The sequence below is a fragment of the Caballeronia pedi genome (assembly GCF_001544915.2).
Lineage (GTDB): Bacteria > Pseudomonadota > Gammaproteobacteria > Burkholderiales > Burkholderiaceae > Caballeronia > Caballeronia pedi.
Genome location: NZ_FCOE02000008.1, coordinates 138,939 through 156,048 on the forward strand (window position 1 = coordinate 138,939; position 17,110 = coordinate 156,048).

Sequence of the window (17,110 nt, forward strand, 5' to 3'; positions counted from 1 at the left end):
TGCAAAACGCTCGCAAAAAGAGGCGTTTTGCTTATCATGATCACTTTTCGAGATCACCCGACGGGAGCGCCGAGCGTGGATCTGACCTTGACGCAGTTGCGCATGTTCGTCGCCGTCGCCGATGCGGGCAGCGTGCGTGCCGCCGCGCGGCGGCTCGATATCGCGCAAAGCGGCATCACGCAGCAACTTCACAAGCTGGAAGCGCAGGCCGGCGGCCCGCTCTTCGAACGCGACGTGCGTGGCGCGCGCCTGACGCCGATCGGCGAGCGATTGCGCGTGCGGGCCGAGCTGATTCTCGGCGAATGCAGGAAGACCGAAGAAGAAATGCGCCAGTTGCGCGGCGAACTGACGGGCCGCGTCGCGCTCGGGCTCGCGGCAGAAGCGACGATGCGGCTTTTTCCCGCGTTGCTCGCGAGTTACCGGGAGCGCTGTCCGCGCATCGACGTGCATCTGACGAGCGCGACCTCACGCATGCTGACGTCATGGGTACGCGACGGCAGCCTCGATTTCGCGCTCGCGCTGATCGCGCCCGACGCCGACATCCACGACATGGAGACGACGCCGCTTTTCGATTCCGATGTCGCGGTGATCGCGCGGCGCGGGCATCCGCTCGGGCGCTCGCGCAGGCTCGCAGACTTGCGGCATGCCGAATGGGTCAGCACGCGGCAACGCGGCGGGGGCGTGACGGGCAACAAGCTATCGGCGCTTTTCGAGCATGCGAAGCTCGCGCCGCCGCGTGTCGCCGCGACGACCGAAGCGGTCTTCGACACCTTGCACTGCATCGCATCGAGCGATTATCTCGGGCTTGAACCCACGAGTCTCGCGGAGCATCCGTTCTTTCGCGAGCATGTCGAGATCGTGCCCATCGCGGAGCGCGCCGCGAAAACGCCCGTGTGTCTGTTGCGCCGCGCGGGCGTTCCACTCACGCCCGCAGCGCAGGAACTCGCGACGATGGCCGTTTCGTTTGCCCGGATGCTTCCCGCTCAGCGCGAAGCGTGACGCGTGCGCGCGCCCTTCGATGCGGCAGCGGCACGCGCGCGGCGTGTAGCCCAGCCCTTTTTCGCCGCCGCCGATCGATCCGCCGCCGAACGCCGGCTGGCAGCCGCATGCGATTGCCTCGACAGCGACTTGTGCGAAGCCGCCTTTGTGCTTTCGCGCTTGAGCACACGCGTGGACGCGGCGGAACGTTTCGCCTTCGACTCCGTGCTCGGGCTCTTCTTCGTGCGATGCGCGGCCTTGGTGTCCTGCGCGGCCTTCTTGCGCGTCGCCTCGGACGTCGTGCCCTTCTTCGGCGGCTTCATCTTCACGCCCGAGCGGCGCGCCTCGGACAGCCCGATCGCGACGGCTTGCTTCGCCGATTTCGCACCGTGCTTGCCCTCGCGGATGTGATCGATCTGCTCCTTCACGAACTCGCCCGCCTGCGTGCTCGGGGACTTGCCTGCGCGTTTTGCCTTTGCTGCGCGCTCCAGGGTTTTCTTTTCGGGCATGTCGGACCTCCTTGATGAAGTGGACCTGCTCTTGCGGTGTTAGCAACGTATGTGCCTTGGGTTTCGTTTCGCGCCGGATCCCGTGTTCGTGTTGGTCTATTGGCGTTGCCCCTGTGCGGGGCGGCAGTCACTTTCTTTGCTGCTGCAAAGAAAGTAACCAAAGAAAGCAGCTTGAGACGCCCGCGGTCACACGCAATTTGGGTGTTCTTCTCCTCGTTCGTGGGCTCTGTAGCGAGTGCCCTCATAGGCCTTCTCGGGCTTGGACCGCGCACGGTCTGACTAGCTAGTTCTTCTAGCCCGCTGGTTCAGCACGAAAGAGTTCCGGCACAGCGCTACGCGCTGCCGTGGGGTCTGCAAGGGAAACCCTTGGTATGGATACCTTGATATGGAAGCCCGCGCCAACCCGATTGACCGGTCGGCGGCGAAGCGGGCCGGAGCTATTTCGTGCTGAACCAGCCACGCGTGTGGTGCGATGTGTCAGACCGTGCGCGGCCCAAGCCCGATTAGGCCTATGAGGGCACTCGCTACTGCTGTGCCTAAAACGATCGCCTGTGCCGCGGCCGGCGTGAAGCGCTTTGGATGGGGAAAGCTGCTTTCTTTGCCTACTTTCTTTGCAGCAGCAAAGAAAGTAGGTGCCGCCCCGCACAGGGGCAACGCTAATAGACCGACACGAAAACGGGATCCGGCGAAAACAACCCAAGCGCAAACATAGCCATCGCCCCTAAAACCCTCACTGCGTGAGCCGCAGCACTCCAAGATTCCCCGCGATCTGCTGGAAGATCTGATTGAGCGTCGCGTTACTCGGCGCGTGAAAGTAGTTCCCCGGACTCGCACAACTCTGCATCGTCGCCTGCGCGTTACCCGGATCGGTGCCGTAATCGCCGAACGTGATGGAGTAGACGATGATGCCCTCCTGCTTCATCGCCGAACACACCGCGAGCTGGAACGCATTGAGATCGGTGACGGAGCCCATCGAACCCGGATTAAGCGTCGACCCATCCGCGCGCCGCACGCTCGACGCCTGCAGATCGGCCCGTCCCACGCCGGAAAGACCATTGAACGCCTGTGGCGGCATGATGCCCGTCGATCCGCCCGGATCGTTCTGTCCATCCGACAGCACGATGACCACGCGCTGCAGCGCCTGCGTCGTCTCGAGGCGCGGCAGGCTCGTGTCGGTCGAAATCCAGCCGTTGCCCTTGCCCGCCACATTGTCCGACCAGGGCGACTTCAGCATGCGCCAGCCCCACAGCAGCCCGGTCGGAATCAGCGTCGAGCCGGCCGCCTGCATGTTCGAGATCGCGGTAGTCAACGCGCTCTTGTCCTTCGACAGAAACAGCGCCGGCGCGATGGCGCACGGCCCGTTGTTGTTGAAGTTGGTGTTGCCGTTCTGATCGTACGTGGTGGTGGTCGTGCCGCTCGACTTCTGATACCAGCGATCGTAAATCGACGGAACCGTGCTGCTGTCGGCAACGGTATTGCACGACGTCGAAAGACCGCCGCTCTTCAGCGTGAGCGGCACGCCCTGCACGACGATCGGACTCGAAATCGTGCAGGTCGTCTTGCCGTTCTTCGTCGCTGTCGTGTAGTTGTAGACCGAGAAGCCGTTCTTCGGCACGTTGTAGAAGAACGGCGTGAAGCCCGGCGTCTTGGCCGGTTCGTAGGCCTGCGCCTGCAGGTTGCTGCTCACGTCGCGCGGCTCGACCGCGCAGCCGCCCCAGCCGGACCCCTGGTAACTCTTGTTGACTGCCATGGAGACCTGCTGGTTGTTGTACTTGTCGAAGCTCGGGGTCAGCCACTTGCCGGTGGGCTGCAACGCGTTCTTAAGATTCACCATCGTCGTGAAGGGCACGAGGCCGATGTACGAATCGTTGCCCGTCACCGAGAAAAGACTGTCCACGAGATTCTGCGCGGCCAGCCGCAGACCGTAGATCTTCGTGCCCTGCGTGTGGTCCTTGCTGTTCGCGTAGTCGCTCATCGAGCCTGTGTTGTCGAGCACCATCACGAGTTCGAGCGTGCTCTTCGGCAGACGCAGCGCCGCGTTGCTCGCGCTGACTTTCGCCGTGTCGGGTGTCGCCTGGTTGCCGCCCGTGCCGCCGTTGCCCGAACCGTTATCCACCGTGTTCTTGCCGAAAATGACCGGAGCGATGAGCGGCATCGAGCCCGTCGCCGACAGCTGGATGGTCTGCCCCGTCGCGGGCGCGCCCGACACCTGCGCCGAAAAGTTCGCATTGGGCAGGTTCAGCGCCATGTAGCCCGAAGGCATGTTGACGTCGTAATAGGCGCGCGCGTCGGTCTGCCACTTCGCGAGATCGGCGGGCTTGGTGGTGTCGTAGTGCGCGAGGTCCGCGCCTGCCGAAAGCGTCGCGACGTCGAGCGCCATCTGCATGCGCGCCTGCGTCATCTCGTAGTGGATCGCGTCGATGGCCGTGCACATCGAGCCGATCATGACGCTCGCGCACACCGCGAACACCATCGTGACGGCGCCCTCGTCGCCGCACAGCAGGTTGCGCACACTGCGCGCGCCCAGCGGGCCGCCACTGCTTCGCTTCGCGCTCATGATGCCTTTGTGAGAGTGAGCGCCTGCCCGTTGCGCGGACGCACGTAGACGCGCTCGTAGATGATCGTGGCGACCGGCGCGTTGCGCCAGAACGGCGCGGTCAGCGAGAACGGCGTATAGCGGTAGAACACCTCCACCGCGATGGCCGAATCGCCGTAGCGGAACGGCCAGTTCGACGGCACCACTTTCGTCGTCGTGATGGTCGACGGCATGTCCTGCGGCTGCCACTTCGGACTCGCGGTCCAGAGCACCGCCGCCGTGCCCGCGTCCTGCGAGGGATTGAGCACCGACTGCCCGCTGCAGTTCACGGTCTTGTCGCAGATCGACGTGATGATCACGCCGCCGTTCGCAGCAAGCTGATTCGGCGACGATAACTGGATCGCGGCCGCGTAGATCGAACCGAGGCTGTTCGCGCTGCCGGTGCCGGTGCTGTCGTTGATGACGTTGCTCATCTGGCCGATCGAATCCGCCAGCGTGAACGCCGTGTGCTCGGTGAGGCTCACCGCGCGCATGTACAGATACAGCTCGGTGAAGCCGAGCAGCACGAGCAGCATGAGCGGCACGACGATCACGAATTCGATTGTCACGCTGCCGCGCTCCGAGCGCATCAGACGCGTCGACACACGGCGCGCGCGCCGCGCAACGGCCGCCTTGAACGCCGATCGCATCGTTCCGTTCGCGGGCTTCATTTTTCGTTCTGTACGAGATAGCTGCGTTGGAAAGTCAGCGAGTCGATGCCGAAGAGCTTCGGGATACCCGAGAAGCTCGGGATCGTCACGCTGATGTTGTAGAGCACGACGTCGCCGAAGCCGCCCATCGAGTCCTGATAGTTGCTGGTGCCGATGTCGTTGTAGGTGGTGTAGGCGCGCGTCGTGATGCTCACGCTGCCGCCGATGTTCGCCCAGCCGCCAAGCACGTTGTTGACGATGCGCCGCGCCTCGGCATCGCGCGTGCCGCTCGACGGGACCGTGGTCGTGAGACCCGCGCGCGACGCCTGCTGCGCGGCGAACTGCACGGAGGCATCGACGATCATGTCGAGCGCAACTTCTACCGTGCCCAGAATCAGGATGAACACAATCGGCCCGACGAGCGCGAACTCGATCGCCGACACGCCGCGCTCGTCGCGCGCGAGGCGCGTCAGAAAGCGGCCTTGCTTCGGCGATGGCGCGCGCATCGTCACTTCACGCTCGCCGTCTGTACCTTCGGCGTCGCGACGCTCGACACGGCGACGCTCTTGGCCGGCTGCGCGCGCGTCGTCTGGCCATCGCGCATACGCTGCAGTTCGTAATAGCGCAGGTTGTCCTGCACCGACGCCTTCGGCAGATCGCGCGAGAGAATCGCCGCGGCCGCGTCGTCGTTGCCGAGCAGACCGTAGGCAAGCGCGAGATTCTGGCGCGCTTGCGGCGGCGCGGCGGGGAACCGCGTCACGTCGAGCAGCACGTTCGCGCCCTGACGCGGATCGCCCGCGAGCGTGAGCGACAGACCGAGATTCACCGACAGCATCGGATCGCCGGGATTGGCGATCAGCGCTTCACGCAGCAACGCTTGCGCATGCGCGTGATCGCCGGACATATCGAGCGCCGCGCCGAGGCCCGCGCAAGCGAGCGGGTCGTTCGGCGTGATCGTGAGCACGCGGCGATACGTGGCGATGGCGTCGTCGAAGCGGCGCTGATGGATCGCCACGCGCGCAATGCCGATAAGCGGCGGCGTCGCCTTCGGATCGATCTGGCTCGCGCGCTGATAGTAGACGCCCGCGCGCGTGTAGTCGCCCACACTGTAGAGCGTGTTGCCGAGACCCGTCAGCCCTGGAACGGACTTCGGATCGGCCTGCACGGCCTTTTCGTATAGCGAAGTCGCGAGATCGAAGTTGTTCGATTCAAGCGCGGTGTCGGCGATGCGCAGTTCGCTCATCGTGCTCGGCGCGGAGTTGCGCAGCACGGGGCGCGTATCGGTGACCTGGCGCACGCTCGTCGTGCAGCCCGTTGCGGCTAGAAGCAGCGCGACAGCGCAGGAGAGCCCCGCGATACGTTGAGTGGATGACTTCATTTCGAATTTCCCGCGATGAACGCAAGCAACTGGATAACGGCAGGTCCCGCGGCAATCACGATGATCGCGGGGAGAATGAACAGCATCATCGGCACGACCATCTTCGGCGCGAGCTTCGCGGCCTTCTCTTCCAGCGACACGATGTGCGCCACGCGCTCGGTGCGCGACAGCGTGCGCAGCGCCTGCGTGATCGGCGTGCCGTAGCGCATCGACTGCGTGAGCGTCGAAATGAGCGCGCGGATCGACGGCAGATCGATGCGGTCCGCCAGATTGTTGAGCGCGCGCGTGCTGTCGCCGGAGAGCTTCAGCTCGTCGGCGGCGAGCGAGAACTCGTCGGAGAGCGGCGGGCAGATCGTCGTCAGTTCGTCGGCCACGCGCCGGATCGACACGCCCAGACTGTTGCCCGCGTTCGTGCAGATGACGAGCAAATCGAGCGCGTCGGGCAGACACGCGCCCATCGCCTTGCGGCGGCGCGACGCCTTGAACGCGACGATGTACTCCGGCACGATCATCCCGACGATGAACACCATCAGCATCGCGATGCCGCGCGCCGCCGGATACGCGCCGATCATCGGAATGCGCGAGCCGAGCATCACGGTCGCGGCCGCACACGCGAGCCCGCAGAAGAACTTCACCGCGAGCAGGATCGACACCGCGAGGTGGCTGCGATAGCCGCTGCGCACCATTTCCTTTTGCAGCTTGAGGCGATACTTCGCGTCGAACAGTGGAATCTTGTCGCCGATGCGCGCAAGACGCCGCAGCATGCGCTCGGAGAACGTGGTGTTCTCGCCGTCGTCCTCCGCCGCCGCGCTCTCGAAGCGATGCGTGGCCGCGGCCATGCGCGCGCGCTCCGCGATGCGCCCGCGCTTGCCGCCGTGCTTGTGCGCCCACCACACCGCGAGGGCCGCGAGCAGCCCGAGCAGCATCAGCAGATTGATGAGGGTTTCGACGTTGTTCGGGTTCATCGCGAGGTATCGAGCTTCGACATCTTGCTGATCACGAACAGGCCCATGCCGATCGATATCACGCCGAACGTGAGCAGGTTATGCCCCGATTCGGTGTTGAACAGCACCATCAGATAGGCCCGGTTGAGCGCGTACATCGACAGCATGATGATCACGGGAATGGCGGCGAGAATCTTCGTCGTGATGCGCGCCTCGCCGGTCAACGCCTTGGTCTTCTGACGAATCTCGCGGCGCGTGCGCACGATGCCCGACAAATTCTCCAGCGTTTCGCCGAGCTGGCCGCCGGTCTCGCGTTGCAGCAGCAGACACACACAGAAGAACGAGAAGTCCGCGATCTCGATGCGCCGCATCGCCACTGTGAGCACTTCGTCGAGATCGAGACCGACCTGCAGCGAGTCCGCCATCAACTGGAACTCGCTTTTCAGGGGCTCGCGGCATTCGCTCGCCGCCGAGCCGATCACCTGCGTGACCGGCACGCCCGCGCGCACCGCACGCACGATCATGTCGATGACATCGGGGAAGCCATCGAGAAAGCGCTTGCGAAAGCGCTCCACCAGAAAGCGATACGACTGCACGAGCGCGAGCACCGGCAAGCCGATGATGATGAGCGGCCGCGTGAAATCGGGCAGCGGCATGAACTGATTCATCAGCACGGCGACGAGTTCGCCCACGAGCGCCGCGATGACCACGACGCGCACGCCGTTCGCGCCCGCGACGGTGCGCAGGCGCGCGAGACGCGGCCCCGTCCAGCGCGTGAGCGCGTTGTTCTGGCGGTTGACGAGGAAGATGTCGAAATCGAGCTTGTTCGCCTGCGCCGCCTGCGCGCCCTGCGACACGAACGACTTCTGCATGCGCTGACGGATGCGCGAGGGCGGCTGGTTGTTGCGCATGTCCTGCAAGATCACGATCATCACGCCGACGAGCAGCACGCAGGTGAACGCAGCGAAGGTGATCAGGTTGACGAGGTTCATGGCTTCATCGCATCCAGAAGGGCGTCTTCCAGACCGTAGTAAGCGGCGCGTTGCGAGAACGCCGGCCGCACCGCGCCGGTTTCGAACACGCCCTTCACTTCCTCGCTGTAGGCGCTCGCGTCGTAGCGGAACGCGAACAGATCCTGCGTGATGATGACGTCGCCTTCCATGCCGACCAGTTCGGTCACGCGCGTCACGCGCCGCATGCCGTCGCGCATGCGCTCGATCTGCACGATCAGATGCACCGCGCTCGCGATCTGGCGGCGGATCGACAGCAACGGCAGATTGCCGTTGGCCATCATCACCATGCTTTCCAGACGCGTGATGCCATCGCGCGGCGTGTTTGCGTGGATGGTGGTCATCGAGCCGTCGTGGCCCGTGTTCATCGCCTGCAGCACGTCGAAGGCTTCGGCGCCGCGCGTTTCGCCGAGGATGATGCGGTCCGGGCGCATCCGCAGCGCGTTGCGCACGAGATCGCGCTGCGTCACCGCGCCGAGCCCTTCGGCGTTTTCGGGCCGCGTTTCGAGACTCACGACATGCGGCTGCACGAGTTGCAGTTCGGCCGCATCCTCGATCGTCACCGTGCGCTCGCCATGACCGATGAAGTGCGACAGCGCGTTGAGCAGCGTCGTCTTGCCCGAGCCCGTGCCGCCCGACACGATCACGTTGAGCCGGCACGTGCTCGCGAGCTTGAGCACGTTGGCCATCGCGGGCGACATGTTGCCCTGCTGCGCCATGCGGTGCAGCGTGATGTTGCGTTTCGAGAACTTGCGGATCGAGATCGACGCGCCGTGAATCGCGAGCGGCGGCAGCACGACATTCACGCGGCTGCCGTCGGCGAGACGCGCATCGACCATCGGACTGCTTTCGTCGACGCGCCGCCCGACGCCCGCCGCGATACGCTGCGCGACGTTGATCACGTGCGCGTTGTCGCGGAACTTGCAGTTGGTCAGCTCCAGCCGGCCGTGCCGCTCGACCCATACCTGATCGGGTCCGTTGACGAGCACGTCGGTGATGGTTTCATCGGCGAGCAAGGGTTCGATCGGGCCGAGACCGAACATGTCGTTCAGCAGTTCGCCGACCATCTGCACCTGCTCGGCGATGGTGATGTTCAGGCGCTCGCGCTCAGCGACATCGACCACCAGCGTCTCGACGGCGGGCTTCATCTGCTCGCGCGTCTTGCCGACCGCGGCCGATGGATTCATCGCTGCGAACACGCCCGCGCGGATCGTCCTGAAGAGATCGGAGCGCACCAGCGTTTCGTTGCCTTCCGCGGGCTGCGCGCGCGTGGATGCGGGCGCGGGCGCGGCGGCCGGCGGCTTCTCCACGAGCGCAAGCGGCGGCGCCTCGCCTTGTGGCGACGCACCGTCCTCGATCCCGGACGGCGACGTGGCGCGCGCCTGCTTCTGCCCGAACATCACGCCCTCCTCAGTTTGAACTTGCTCAGGAACGTGCGCTCGACATTGGCATGCTGGCCGGTCAGATCGTTGGCGATGCGCGCGATCGCCTGCATGAAGTTGTTCTGGCTGCGCTCGGGGGGCGCTTCGCCGAGGTTCTCGGCGGTCGCGAGCGCCTTCGCTTCGAACTGCACTTCATGCAGCACGGTTCGGCCCACGGCCGTCATGAAGTCGGTCGGTTGCACCTTGCCCGAGGTGGCGGCGTTCGGATTGTTCAGGAGTACGGAAGTCGGCGGATTGTTGTCGCGGTCCTCGATATAGCGCAGCAGACGAATGGTCTCGCGCGTCGAATGCACCGAGCGGTCCGCGACGAGATACACGCGCGACGCGTGATCGAGCGCTTCGGCGGCGAGCGCGTCGCTCGGGTCGCCGATATCGAGGATCACGTAGTGGAAGCTGTCGCACAGCAGTTCGACCACGCGACGCAGCGCGCCCGGCTCGAACTGCTTGCTCGCGCCGTAGTCGATATCCGCCGACAGCACGAAGAGCCGGCTGCCGTTCGCGACCAGCGTGCGTTCCACGTACTGCGGATCGAGCCGATGCACGTTCTGCAGCACGTCGACGAGACCGTTGTTGCTCTGCGTGCCGAGCATGCTGTTGGCGGCCCCGCCGCACAGCGTCAGATCGACATACGCGACGCGCCGATGCGTGTCTTCCGCGAGATAGCGCGCGAGATTGAGCGCGAGCGTGGTCACGCCGACGCCGCCGCGCGCGCCCGCGAACGCGATGGTCTTGCCCGCGCGCGCCAAGGTGACCGGGCTTACCTTGCCCTCGGACACGTTGACGGTGCGCTTGAGCAGCTCGACGGTCAGCGGCTTGACGAGATAGTCGCGCACGCCGATCTTGAGCAGACTGCGGAACAGGCCGACATCGTTGCGCTCGCCGATCGCGACGACCTGCACCGACGGCTCGCACACTTCCGCGAGGCGACCGAGTTCGGAGAGCGGCATCACCGAGCCTTCGAGATCGACGAGCAGAAAGAGCGGCGAGCGCTCGATCTTCGACAGATGCGCGATGGCGTCATCCACGTTGCCCACGGCGATATGCACGTGCGGCATCGCCTGTTCGAGCACGAAGCTCTTCAACACCTGCTCGGTCTTGCGGTCCGCCACGAACGCGATGAAGTCCGCAATCCGCACGCCCTGCTTGCTCTTGAAGAAACTGATCTCTGTGGTGCTCATGATGTCCGTCCTTGCGCTACTTCGATTCGCGCGACGAGCTCGTGTCGAGCGGCGTCACGTGGCCGGTTTCGTAGCGGCGCATCGCGCTCGCCGCCGTCGCGCCGTTGGCCGGGCCGAGCGTCTGTGGCGCGACGATATCGGCGGGACGTGCGAGTTGCGCCGCGAGGTTCGTGTAGGTCGCGCAGCCCCATTGCATCGATGGCCGGCGCAGACCCGCATCGGTCAGCAGCGACGCGCGCGTGAGCGAATCGCAATCGGGCGCCACGGCGTTCCTGCCGTCGAAGCCGATCACCGTGTCGTTGGGCATGTTGCGCGGCGGCTGAAAACAGCCGGTCGCGCCGCAGGCGAAGGCGACGAGCGCCGTGAGCATGAGATGACGTGCATGTTTCATGATTCGGCGCTCAATAGACATAGCCCGCCGCGCCCACGAGACGCGGTTCGGAAGCGGACGGCTGCGCGACGTTCGACTGCCCCGCCTTGCGCTGGAAGCTGTATTCGACATCGCTCGAAGGCGAGATCAGCGAATCGAGCGGCGAGCGCAGCTTCGCGGAATCGGTCGGCTCGACGAGATACGGCGTCACCATGATGACGAGCTCGGTCTTGTTGTTCTGATAGTTCGACGACGAGAACAGCTTGCCGAGCACCGGAATCGAACCGATGCCGGGCACCTGCGAGACGATGTCCGTCGTATTGCTTTGCAGCAGGCCGCCGATCGCGAAGCTCTGGCCGCTCGCGAGTTCGACGGTCGTGTCGGCGCGGCGCACCGAGAGGCCCGGCACGGTCACGCCGCCCGTGGTCACGCTCGCGGTGGTGTCGATCTGGCTCACTTCCGGGCGCACCTTCAGGCTGATGCGGCGCTCGTTCAGCACGGTCGGCGTGAAGTCGAGCTTGACGCCGAACTGCTTGAACTCCACCGAGATCGCCCCGTTGGTCTGCGAGACCGGGATCGGGAATTCGCCGCCGGCGAGAAAGCTCGCCGTCTGGCCGGACATCGCGACGAGGTTCGGTTCAGCGAGCACGGTGAGCAGCCCTTCCTGATTCAGCGCGTCGATGAGCGCGCGGATATCGGTATTGCCGGTCTTGAAGCCCGCGAGGAACGAGAACGCGTTGTTCGACGGCAGGTTGATCGGATAGGTGATGCCGCCGTTGCCGTTGGCGATCGGCTGGGTCAGGTTCTGGATCGCGCGGCCGCTGAAGAGGCCGCCGAGCCAGTTGCCCGAACTGCCGAGCGCCTGCCAGTTGATGCCGAGCTGCTGCGTCACGTTGCGGTCCACTTCGGTGATGCGCACGCGCAGTTGCACCTGCAACGGACGATCCACGGTCAACCGGTTGATCAGCACTTCCTTGTCGGTGAGAAAGGGCGTGACGGCCTGCACGATCGCGTCGGCATCGGCGGAAGTCGGCACCTGGCCCGTGACGAGCAGCGAGCCCTGGCTCGTCGTCGCCTGCACGTTCAGGTTCGGAAAGCGCGACGAGATCATGTTGCGCAAGGCCACCATGTCGCGCGCGACGATCACCGTGCGTTGCAGCAGCGTCTTGTTGTTCGGGCCGAGCACATAGAGCGTGGTCGTGCCGGTCTTCTTGCCGAGCACGAAGACGGTCTTCGGCGACGGCACATGGACGTCCGCGATCGACGGATCGGCGACGAACACCGACGTGGCGTCTTCCGGCAGACGCAGCATCGTGCCCTTGCCCGCGTCGAGCGTGAGCGCGCCCTGCCCGATCTCGACGCCCGGCGCGGCGGCGTTCGGCGCGAGTGCGGTCCGGACCAGCGCGGGCTGATGCGTGCGCACCTGCGCGAGCTGAATGGCCGGCGCTGCCGTCGCAAGGTTCGACGGCTTCGCGGGCACGGCCGGCTGCGCCGCCTGCGCGGACCATGCCAGCAGCATGCCCGCGCACGCGAGCGCGATGTGCGCACCCCGTCTTTCGATGCTGCTGAAGTCCAACTGCGTTCTCATGAGATTCGATCCTGGCACTGTGCTGCCGTGACTTGATGCTGTGTTCGTCGTGTTCGTGCTGCTTATCGGGCGGGCACCGTCGGCAATGGCGGCGCTTCCGACGTTGCGCCGACCTGCGCGACCGTCGAACCGGCATCGCCCTTGTCCGAGCCGCGGTAAATCGTGACGGCGCGTGCGGGCGCCGGCGCGTGAGTCGCCGTGACCTGCGCGGGCTTCGCGCGCGGCAGATCGCGCACGGCGCGCGAAATGTCGCCCGCCCAGATCGGCGTGCGTTGCGTGGATGAAGCCGCGATGGCCGCCGATGCGGCGGGATCGCGCGTATCGGTCGCGAAGCTGCGCAGCGCGAGCGACAGCGAGCCGAGACGCGCCGCGACCGCGACGACTTCGCCCATGCGCGGCGTCACTTCGAGCGTCACGGTGCGGGCGCGCGTGACGACTTCGGTCGCGTCGCCGGTATTCTTGGGCCGCTTGATCTCGGAGCCGACCGCGAGCACGCGCACATGCTCGACCACGGTTTCGCTCGATACGGCGAGGTCCGGCGAATCGGTGCGGCGATCCATCTGCTGCGTGAGAATCAGGTCGACGTAGTCGCCCGGCTGGATCAGGCCGGCGTTGCCGGACACGTCGTCCACCGCGACCGACACGGCGCGCATGTCGGGCTTGAGCGTCGCGGCGAGAAAGCCCGGCGCGTTCGGCAAGATGACGTCGGCGGACGTGAGCACCGCGCCGCTTTCGACCGGATGGCGCAACAGCGCGCCCTTGATGTCGACCGCGTTCTCCGCGCCTTCGACGATTGCGTTGGGCGGCAACTGCGAGACCGGCAGCATCTTCCAGGTGAGGTCTTCGTCGCGCAGCAGCAGACCTTGCGGCAGTTCGGCGGCGCTCACCTGCACCTTCGAGGTGCTGACGACATGTTCCGTCGGGCGCGACGCGCTCGCCACGACGACGCGCACGATGAGCGCGATGAGCAAAGCGCCGACCAGAAGCACGGCGAACTTGATGATGTTGGACATGAGCGCGCCGTCCTATCGGTTCGCAAAGAAAGGCAGGAGCGCCGGCAGCACGATCACGAGGCCGCCACCGAGTGCGAGGGCCACGCCATAGGGCACGCCGCGTGCGCCGGAGAACATCGCGAGCGCCCGCATCGGCATGAACTGCTGATCCGGTTTCATGTAGCGCGTCGCGAGACTGATCAGGGACACGACTGTCCCGATCACGGAAATGAGCGTCAGGGCGGGCAGCGACAGAGCGAGGCCGGCCCAGAGAAAAATTACGGAGGCGAGTTTTGCATCGCCTCCGCCCAGCATTTTCGCCGCGAACAACACGGCGCAGACCAGGAATACGCCAAGCGCGAGCAGCAGATGAACGATGACATCGTCGATCGGCATGCGGCGAGCGAGCGCATCGGCAAAGAAGAGCGCACCGACGGCCAGCACGATTTTGGTCGGCAGGCGTCGGGAGCGCACGTCGATGACCGCGAGCCAGAGCAGCACGCAGAGCACGATCAGGCGAATGGCAAGAGACAGTAGCTGCACGATGGTTTCGTTTTTCGGTGGACGGTGTGATCCTCAGCCACGGACGGTGACGCCCAGGCGAGGCACGCAAGCCATCAACTTACTTTTTGTGCCGTCGAAACCTTATTGAACAGGCTGTCGAACATCGAGCTGATGCTGCTGCTGAACGTGCTTGCCATCGCGCCCAGCGCCAGCACGACGATGCCGGCGAGGACTGCATATTCCATCGCGCTGACACCGCGCTCGTCGCGCACGAATGCCTTCATCAGTTTGCGCATTTTTCTTTTCCTTCAAGGTTTAGGTAGGTGTGGACCCGGCAAAAGGATTACCGGGCACGACACATCCTAGCCATGTTGGAAAGAAATAACTTCGCGAATTAAAGGCCGGAAATGGCCTCTTTTGGAGGTTTAGAAATGCTCTGCGAGCGCCCTTATCGACACAATTTCGAAAACCTTTAGGGCGTGGAATTTTTCTATTTTGCTTTTTCTGACCCGGCGGGACGCGTTCGGCCTCATTGGAGAGTTTTGCGAAAACGTTTGCGGGTGCTTAGGGGAATGCGTCCGCAAAGTAAGGCTGGCCGGCGCGCTATCGTGGAATGCGAGCTTACATTCCCCGACACGATTTTGTCACGCACTTTGCAAAGCCCGCAACGAAAATATCCCAAAGTTTAAAAACTTGCTTGCCGCGCAAGCTTAGCGATCACGCTTATCGTCTTGAGGAAACGAAGGCATTTCTATATCGCTACTAGGCGAACGCAGGTTATCCCGCGCCTCCTGCGCGAGCTTCTCATAGCGCTTGCGAAACACCGCAAGATCCTTTTCGTCGAGTTCCTCGAGATCGAGCAGCGCGTTATGCGCCTTGTCGACCGCGCGAATGAGTTCGTCGAGCTTGATCTGCATCGCCGCGGTATCGCGATTCTGCGTGTTCTGAATCAGGAACACCATCAAAAAAGTGACGATGGTCGTCGACGTGTTGATGACGAGCTGCCAGGTATCGCTGAAGTGAAAGAGCGGCCCCGAGACCGCCCACACGATCACCAGCAACACCGCGATGACGAAGGTCGATGCGTGACCCGCAACCTGCGCGAGCGCATTCGAGAACTTGAGAAACCACGAGGTCTTCATTCGGCGTCTCCTGACTGTAATGCGTCGGCATGGCGCGGCTAGAATACCGCTGATGAACCGCAAGCCCAAACCCATCGATTTTCATGCACCGTCCGAGATTGTCGCGCAGCGCCTGATCGGCGCGATCGTGACCGTCGACGGCGTCGGCGGCCGCATCGTCGAAACGGAAGCGTATGACCGCGAAGACCCCGCGTCGCACAGCTTCTCCGGCCCGACGCCCCGTAACGCAGCAATGTTCGGGCCGCCCGCGCACGCCTATGTGTATCGCTCGTACGGCATCCACTGGTGCCTGAACTTCGTGTGCCGCGAGGCGGGCCACGGCGCGGGAGTGCTGATTCGCGCAATCGAGCCGCTCACCGGCATCGACGCAATGCGCGAGCGGCGCGGACTGGAACCGCTCAGGCTGCTTTGCTCGGGGCCGGGCCGTGTCGCGCAGGCGCTCGGCATCACGCACAGGAACAACGGCATGTCGCTGCTGGAGGCGCCGTTTCATATCGAGCCGCCCGAGGAGAAGTTTTCCATCGTGCATGGGCCGCGCATCGGCATTACCAAGGCAATCGACGTACCCTGGCGCTTCGGGCTTGCCGGATCGAAGTTCGTCAGCAAGCCCTTTCCGAAAACCTGAAGCGCGTTATTCCGCGGGACGCAGCTTCTTCACTTCGTCATCCGACGGCTGCACGCTCGCGCCATCGACATAACGGTAAGACGTCATCACACCCTTGCCGTCCTTCAGACCCGTCACGCCGACATACGCGCCCATCGTCGACTGATTGTCCTGTCTGCGATAAGTGATCGGACCGAAAGGCGTATCGACGGGCAAGCCCTTGAATGCGGCCGCGAGCTTGTCGGCGTCGGGCGAGCCGGCCTTCTTCAGGCCGTTGGCGATCGACATCATCGCCGTATAGCCTACGACCGAACCCAAACGCGGATAGTCGTGATACTTCGCCTGATACGCGGCGACGAATTTCCTGTTCTCGGGCGTATCGATCGAATACCACGGATAGCCCGTCACGATCCAGCCGACCGGCGCTTCCTTGCCCAATGGATCGAGATAATCCGGCTCGCCCGTCAGCAACGATACGACCGCGCGATCCTTGAACAGGCCGCGCGTATTGCCCTCACGCACGAACTTGCCCAGGTCCGCGCTGAACAGCACGTTGAAGATGGCGTCCGGTTTGGCATCGGCGAGCGCCTGCGTGACGGCGCCCGCATCGACGTTGCCGAGCGGCGTCGCCTGTTCCATGACGAACTCGACGTCCGGCTGCGCGGCCTTCAGCAAGCGCTTGAAGGTCGCTACCGCGGACTGGCCATACTCGTAGTTCGGATAGACGAGCGCCCAGCGTTTCTTTTTGAGCTTCGCGGCTTCGGGCACGAGCATCGCGACCTGCATGTAAGTTGATGGGCGCAGCCGATACGTGTACTTGTTGCCGTCCTGCCAGACGATCTTGTCGGTGAGCGGCTCGGCCGCGAGGAAGAAGATGCGCCGCTGTTTCGCGAAGTCTGTGAGCGCGAGTCCCGTGTTCGACAGAAAGCCACCGAAGAGCATCTTCACCTGTTCGCGCGCGACGAGTTCCTGCGCGACGCGAACCGTATCGCCGGGATTGCCGTTGTCGTCGCGCGAGACGACTTCGAGCTTGTTGCCGTTGATGCCGCCCGCCGCGTTGATCTCATCGAGCGCGAGATTCCAGCCGTTCTTGTACGGCAAAAGAAACGCAGGCTGCGCCTTATAACTATTGATCTCGCCGATCTTGATGGTGTCGGCGTGCGCGGCGAATGCGATGCTCGCCGCGATGGCCGTGATAGTGAGGCGCATCGGCGTGCCTGCACGGTTCGTCATGTGATCTTCTCCT

Annotated in this window: 18 protein-coding genes; 2 read left to right on the top strand and 16 right to left on the bottom strand. The window is 64.3% G+C overall.

Annotation, left to right across the window (positions count from 1 at the left end; all coding sequences use genetic code 11):
- The first annotated feature begins 36 nt into the window (after nt 1-36).
- Nucleotides 37-999: a LysR family transcriptional regulator gene (locus AWB80_RS14675; protein WP_244206510.1), complete on the top strand. Its 963-nt coding sequence runs from the start codon at nt 37-39 to the stop codon at nt 997-999.
- On the opposite strand, the gene AWB80_RS14680 is transcribed toward AWB80_RS14675, so the two are convergent.
- The 15 genes from AWB80_RS14680 to AWB80_RS14755 all read right to left on the bottom strand — a co-directional run bounded on the left by AWB80_RS14680 (nt 984) and on the right by AWB80_RS14755 (nt 15,260).
- Nucleotides 984-1,487 (bottom strand): DUF6496 domain-containing protein, encoded by a 504-nt coding sequence (locus tag AWB80_RS14680; RefSeq protein ID WP_061175391.1) that lies wholly within the window; start codon nt 1,485-1,487, stop codon nt 984-986. The genes AWB80_RS14675 and AWB80_RS14680 overlap by 16 nt on opposite strands.
- Nucleotides 1,488-2,217: 730 nt before the next feature.
- The gene (locus AWB80_RS14690) at nt 2,218-4,044 is read right to left on the bottom strand and encodes a TadE/TadG family type IV pilus assembly protein (RefSeq protein ID WP_061175392.1); all 1,827 of its coding nucleotides are present in this window, start codon (nt 4,042-4,044) and stop codon (nt 2,218-2,220) included.
- On the bottom strand, nt 4,041-4,733 hold the full coding sequence (locus AWB80_RS14695) for a TadE/TadG family type IV pilus assembly protein (RefSeq protein WP_061175393.1): 693 nt from the start codon (nt 4,731-4,733) through the stop codon (nt 4,041-4,043). The genes AWB80_RS14690 and AWB80_RS14695 overlap by 4 nt, the downstream gene beginning before the upstream one ends.
- A complete protein-coding gene (locus AWB80_RS14700; RefSeq protein ID WP_061175527.1) occupies nt 4,730-5,218 on the bottom strand; it encodes a TadE/TadG family type IV pilus assembly protein in 489 nt (162 codons plus the stop codon). Before AWB80_RS14700 ends, AWB80_RS14695 begins: the two co-directional genes overlap by 4 nt.
- A gap of 2 nt (nt 5,219-5,220) precedes the next feature.
- Nucleotides 5,221-6,090, bottom strand: coding sequence for a tetratricopeptide repeat protein (locus AWB80_RS14705; protein WP_061175394.1), 870 nt, complete (start codon nt 6,088-6,090; stop codon nt 5,221-5,223).
- Complete coding sequence (locus tag AWB80_RS14710) at nt 6,087-7,055, bottom strand: type II secretion system F family protein (RefSeq protein ID WP_061175395.1); 969 nt, start codon at nt 7,053-7,055, stop codon at nt 6,087-6,089. The genes AWB80_RS14705 and AWB80_RS14710 overlap by 4 nt, the downstream gene beginning before the upstream one ends.
- Entirely contained in the window at nt 7,052-8,026 is a 975-nt protein-coding gene (locus AWB80_RS14715) for a type II secretion system F family protein (RefSeq protein WP_061175396.1), read from the bottom strand. The genes AWB80_RS14710 and AWB80_RS14715 overlap by 4 nt, the downstream gene beginning before the upstream one ends.
- On the bottom strand, nt 8,023-9,444 hold the full coding sequence (locus AWB80_RS14720; RefSeq protein ID WP_061175397.1) for a TadA family conjugal transfer-associated ATPase: 1,422 nt from the start codon (nt 9,442-9,444) through the stop codon (nt 8,023-8,025). Before AWB80_RS14720 ends, AWB80_RS14715 begins: the two co-directional genes overlap by 4 nt.
- Nucleotides 9,444-10,664 (bottom strand): CpaE/TadZ family protein, encoded by a 1,221-nt coding sequence (locus AWB80_RS14725; protein ID WP_061175398.1) that lies wholly within the window; start codon nt 10,662-10,664, stop codon nt 9,444-9,446. The genes AWB80_RS14720 and AWB80_RS14725 overlap by 1 nt, the downstream gene beginning before the upstream one ends.
- Before the next feature lie 16 nt (nt 10,665-10,680).
- Nucleotides 10,681-11,055 (bottom strand): CpaD family pilus assembly lipoprotein, encoded by a 375-nt coding sequence (locus AWB80_RS14730; RefSeq protein ID WP_061175399.1) that lies wholly within the window; start codon nt 11,053-11,055, stop codon nt 10,681-10,683.
- Between the two features lie 10 nt (nt 11,056-11,065).
- Nucleotides 11,066-12,553, bottom strand: a complete 1,488-nt coding sequence (locus AWB80_RS14735; protein WP_087131314.1) for a type II and III secretion system protein family protein — start codon at nt 12,551-12,553, stop codon at nt 11,066-11,068.
- 131 nt (nt 12,554-12,684) lie between these two features.
- Nucleotides 12,685-13,635 carry a Flp pilus assembly protein CpaB gene (gene cpaB, locus AWB80_RS14740; protein WP_061175401.1) on the bottom strand — a complete coding sequence of 317 codons (951 nt, stop codon included), beginning with the start codon at nt 13,633-13,635 and terminating at the stop codon, nt 12,685-12,687.
- 12 nt (nt 13,636-13,647) lie between these two features.
- The gene (locus AWB80_RS14745; RefSeq protein ID WP_061175402.1) at nt 13,648-14,157 is read right to left on the bottom strand and encodes an A24 family peptidase; all 510 of its coding nucleotides are present in this window, start codon (nt 14,155-14,157) and stop codon (nt 13,648-13,650) included.
- Nucleotides 14,158-14,231: 74 nt separating this feature from the next.
- Complete coding sequence (locus tag AWB80_RS14750; RefSeq protein ID WP_061175403.1) at nt 14,232-14,414, bottom strand: Flp family type IVb pilin; 183 nt, start codon at nt 14,412-14,414, stop codon at nt 14,232-14,234.
- Nucleotides 14,415-14,828: 414 nt separating this feature from the next.
- The gene (locus AWB80_RS14755) at nt 14,829-15,260 is read right to left on the bottom strand and encodes a low affinity iron permease family protein (protein WP_061175404.1); all 432 of its coding nucleotides are present in this window, start codon (nt 15,258-15,260) and stop codon (nt 14,829-14,831) included.
- Between the two features lie 52 nt (nt 15,261-15,312).
- Between AWB80_RS14755 and AWB80_RS14760 the strand changes: the two genes are divergently transcribed.
- Nucleotides 15,313-15,885, top strand: coding sequence for a DNA-3-methyladenine glycosylase (locus tag AWB80_RS14760; RefSeq protein WP_208635648.1), 573 nt, complete (start codon nt 15,313-15,315; stop codon nt 15,883-15,885).
- Between the two features lie 6 nt (nt 15,886-15,891).
- Here the strand turns inward: AWB80_RS14760 and AWB80_RS14765 are convergent, their stop codons facing one another.
- Nucleotides 15,892-17,097: an ABC transporter substrate-binding protein gene (locus AWB80_RS14765; protein ID WP_061175406.1), complete on the bottom strand. Its 1,206-nt coding sequence runs from the start codon at nt 17,095-17,097 to the stop codon at nt 15,892-15,894.
- Between the last annotated feature and the right edge of the window lie 13 nt (nt 17,098-17,110).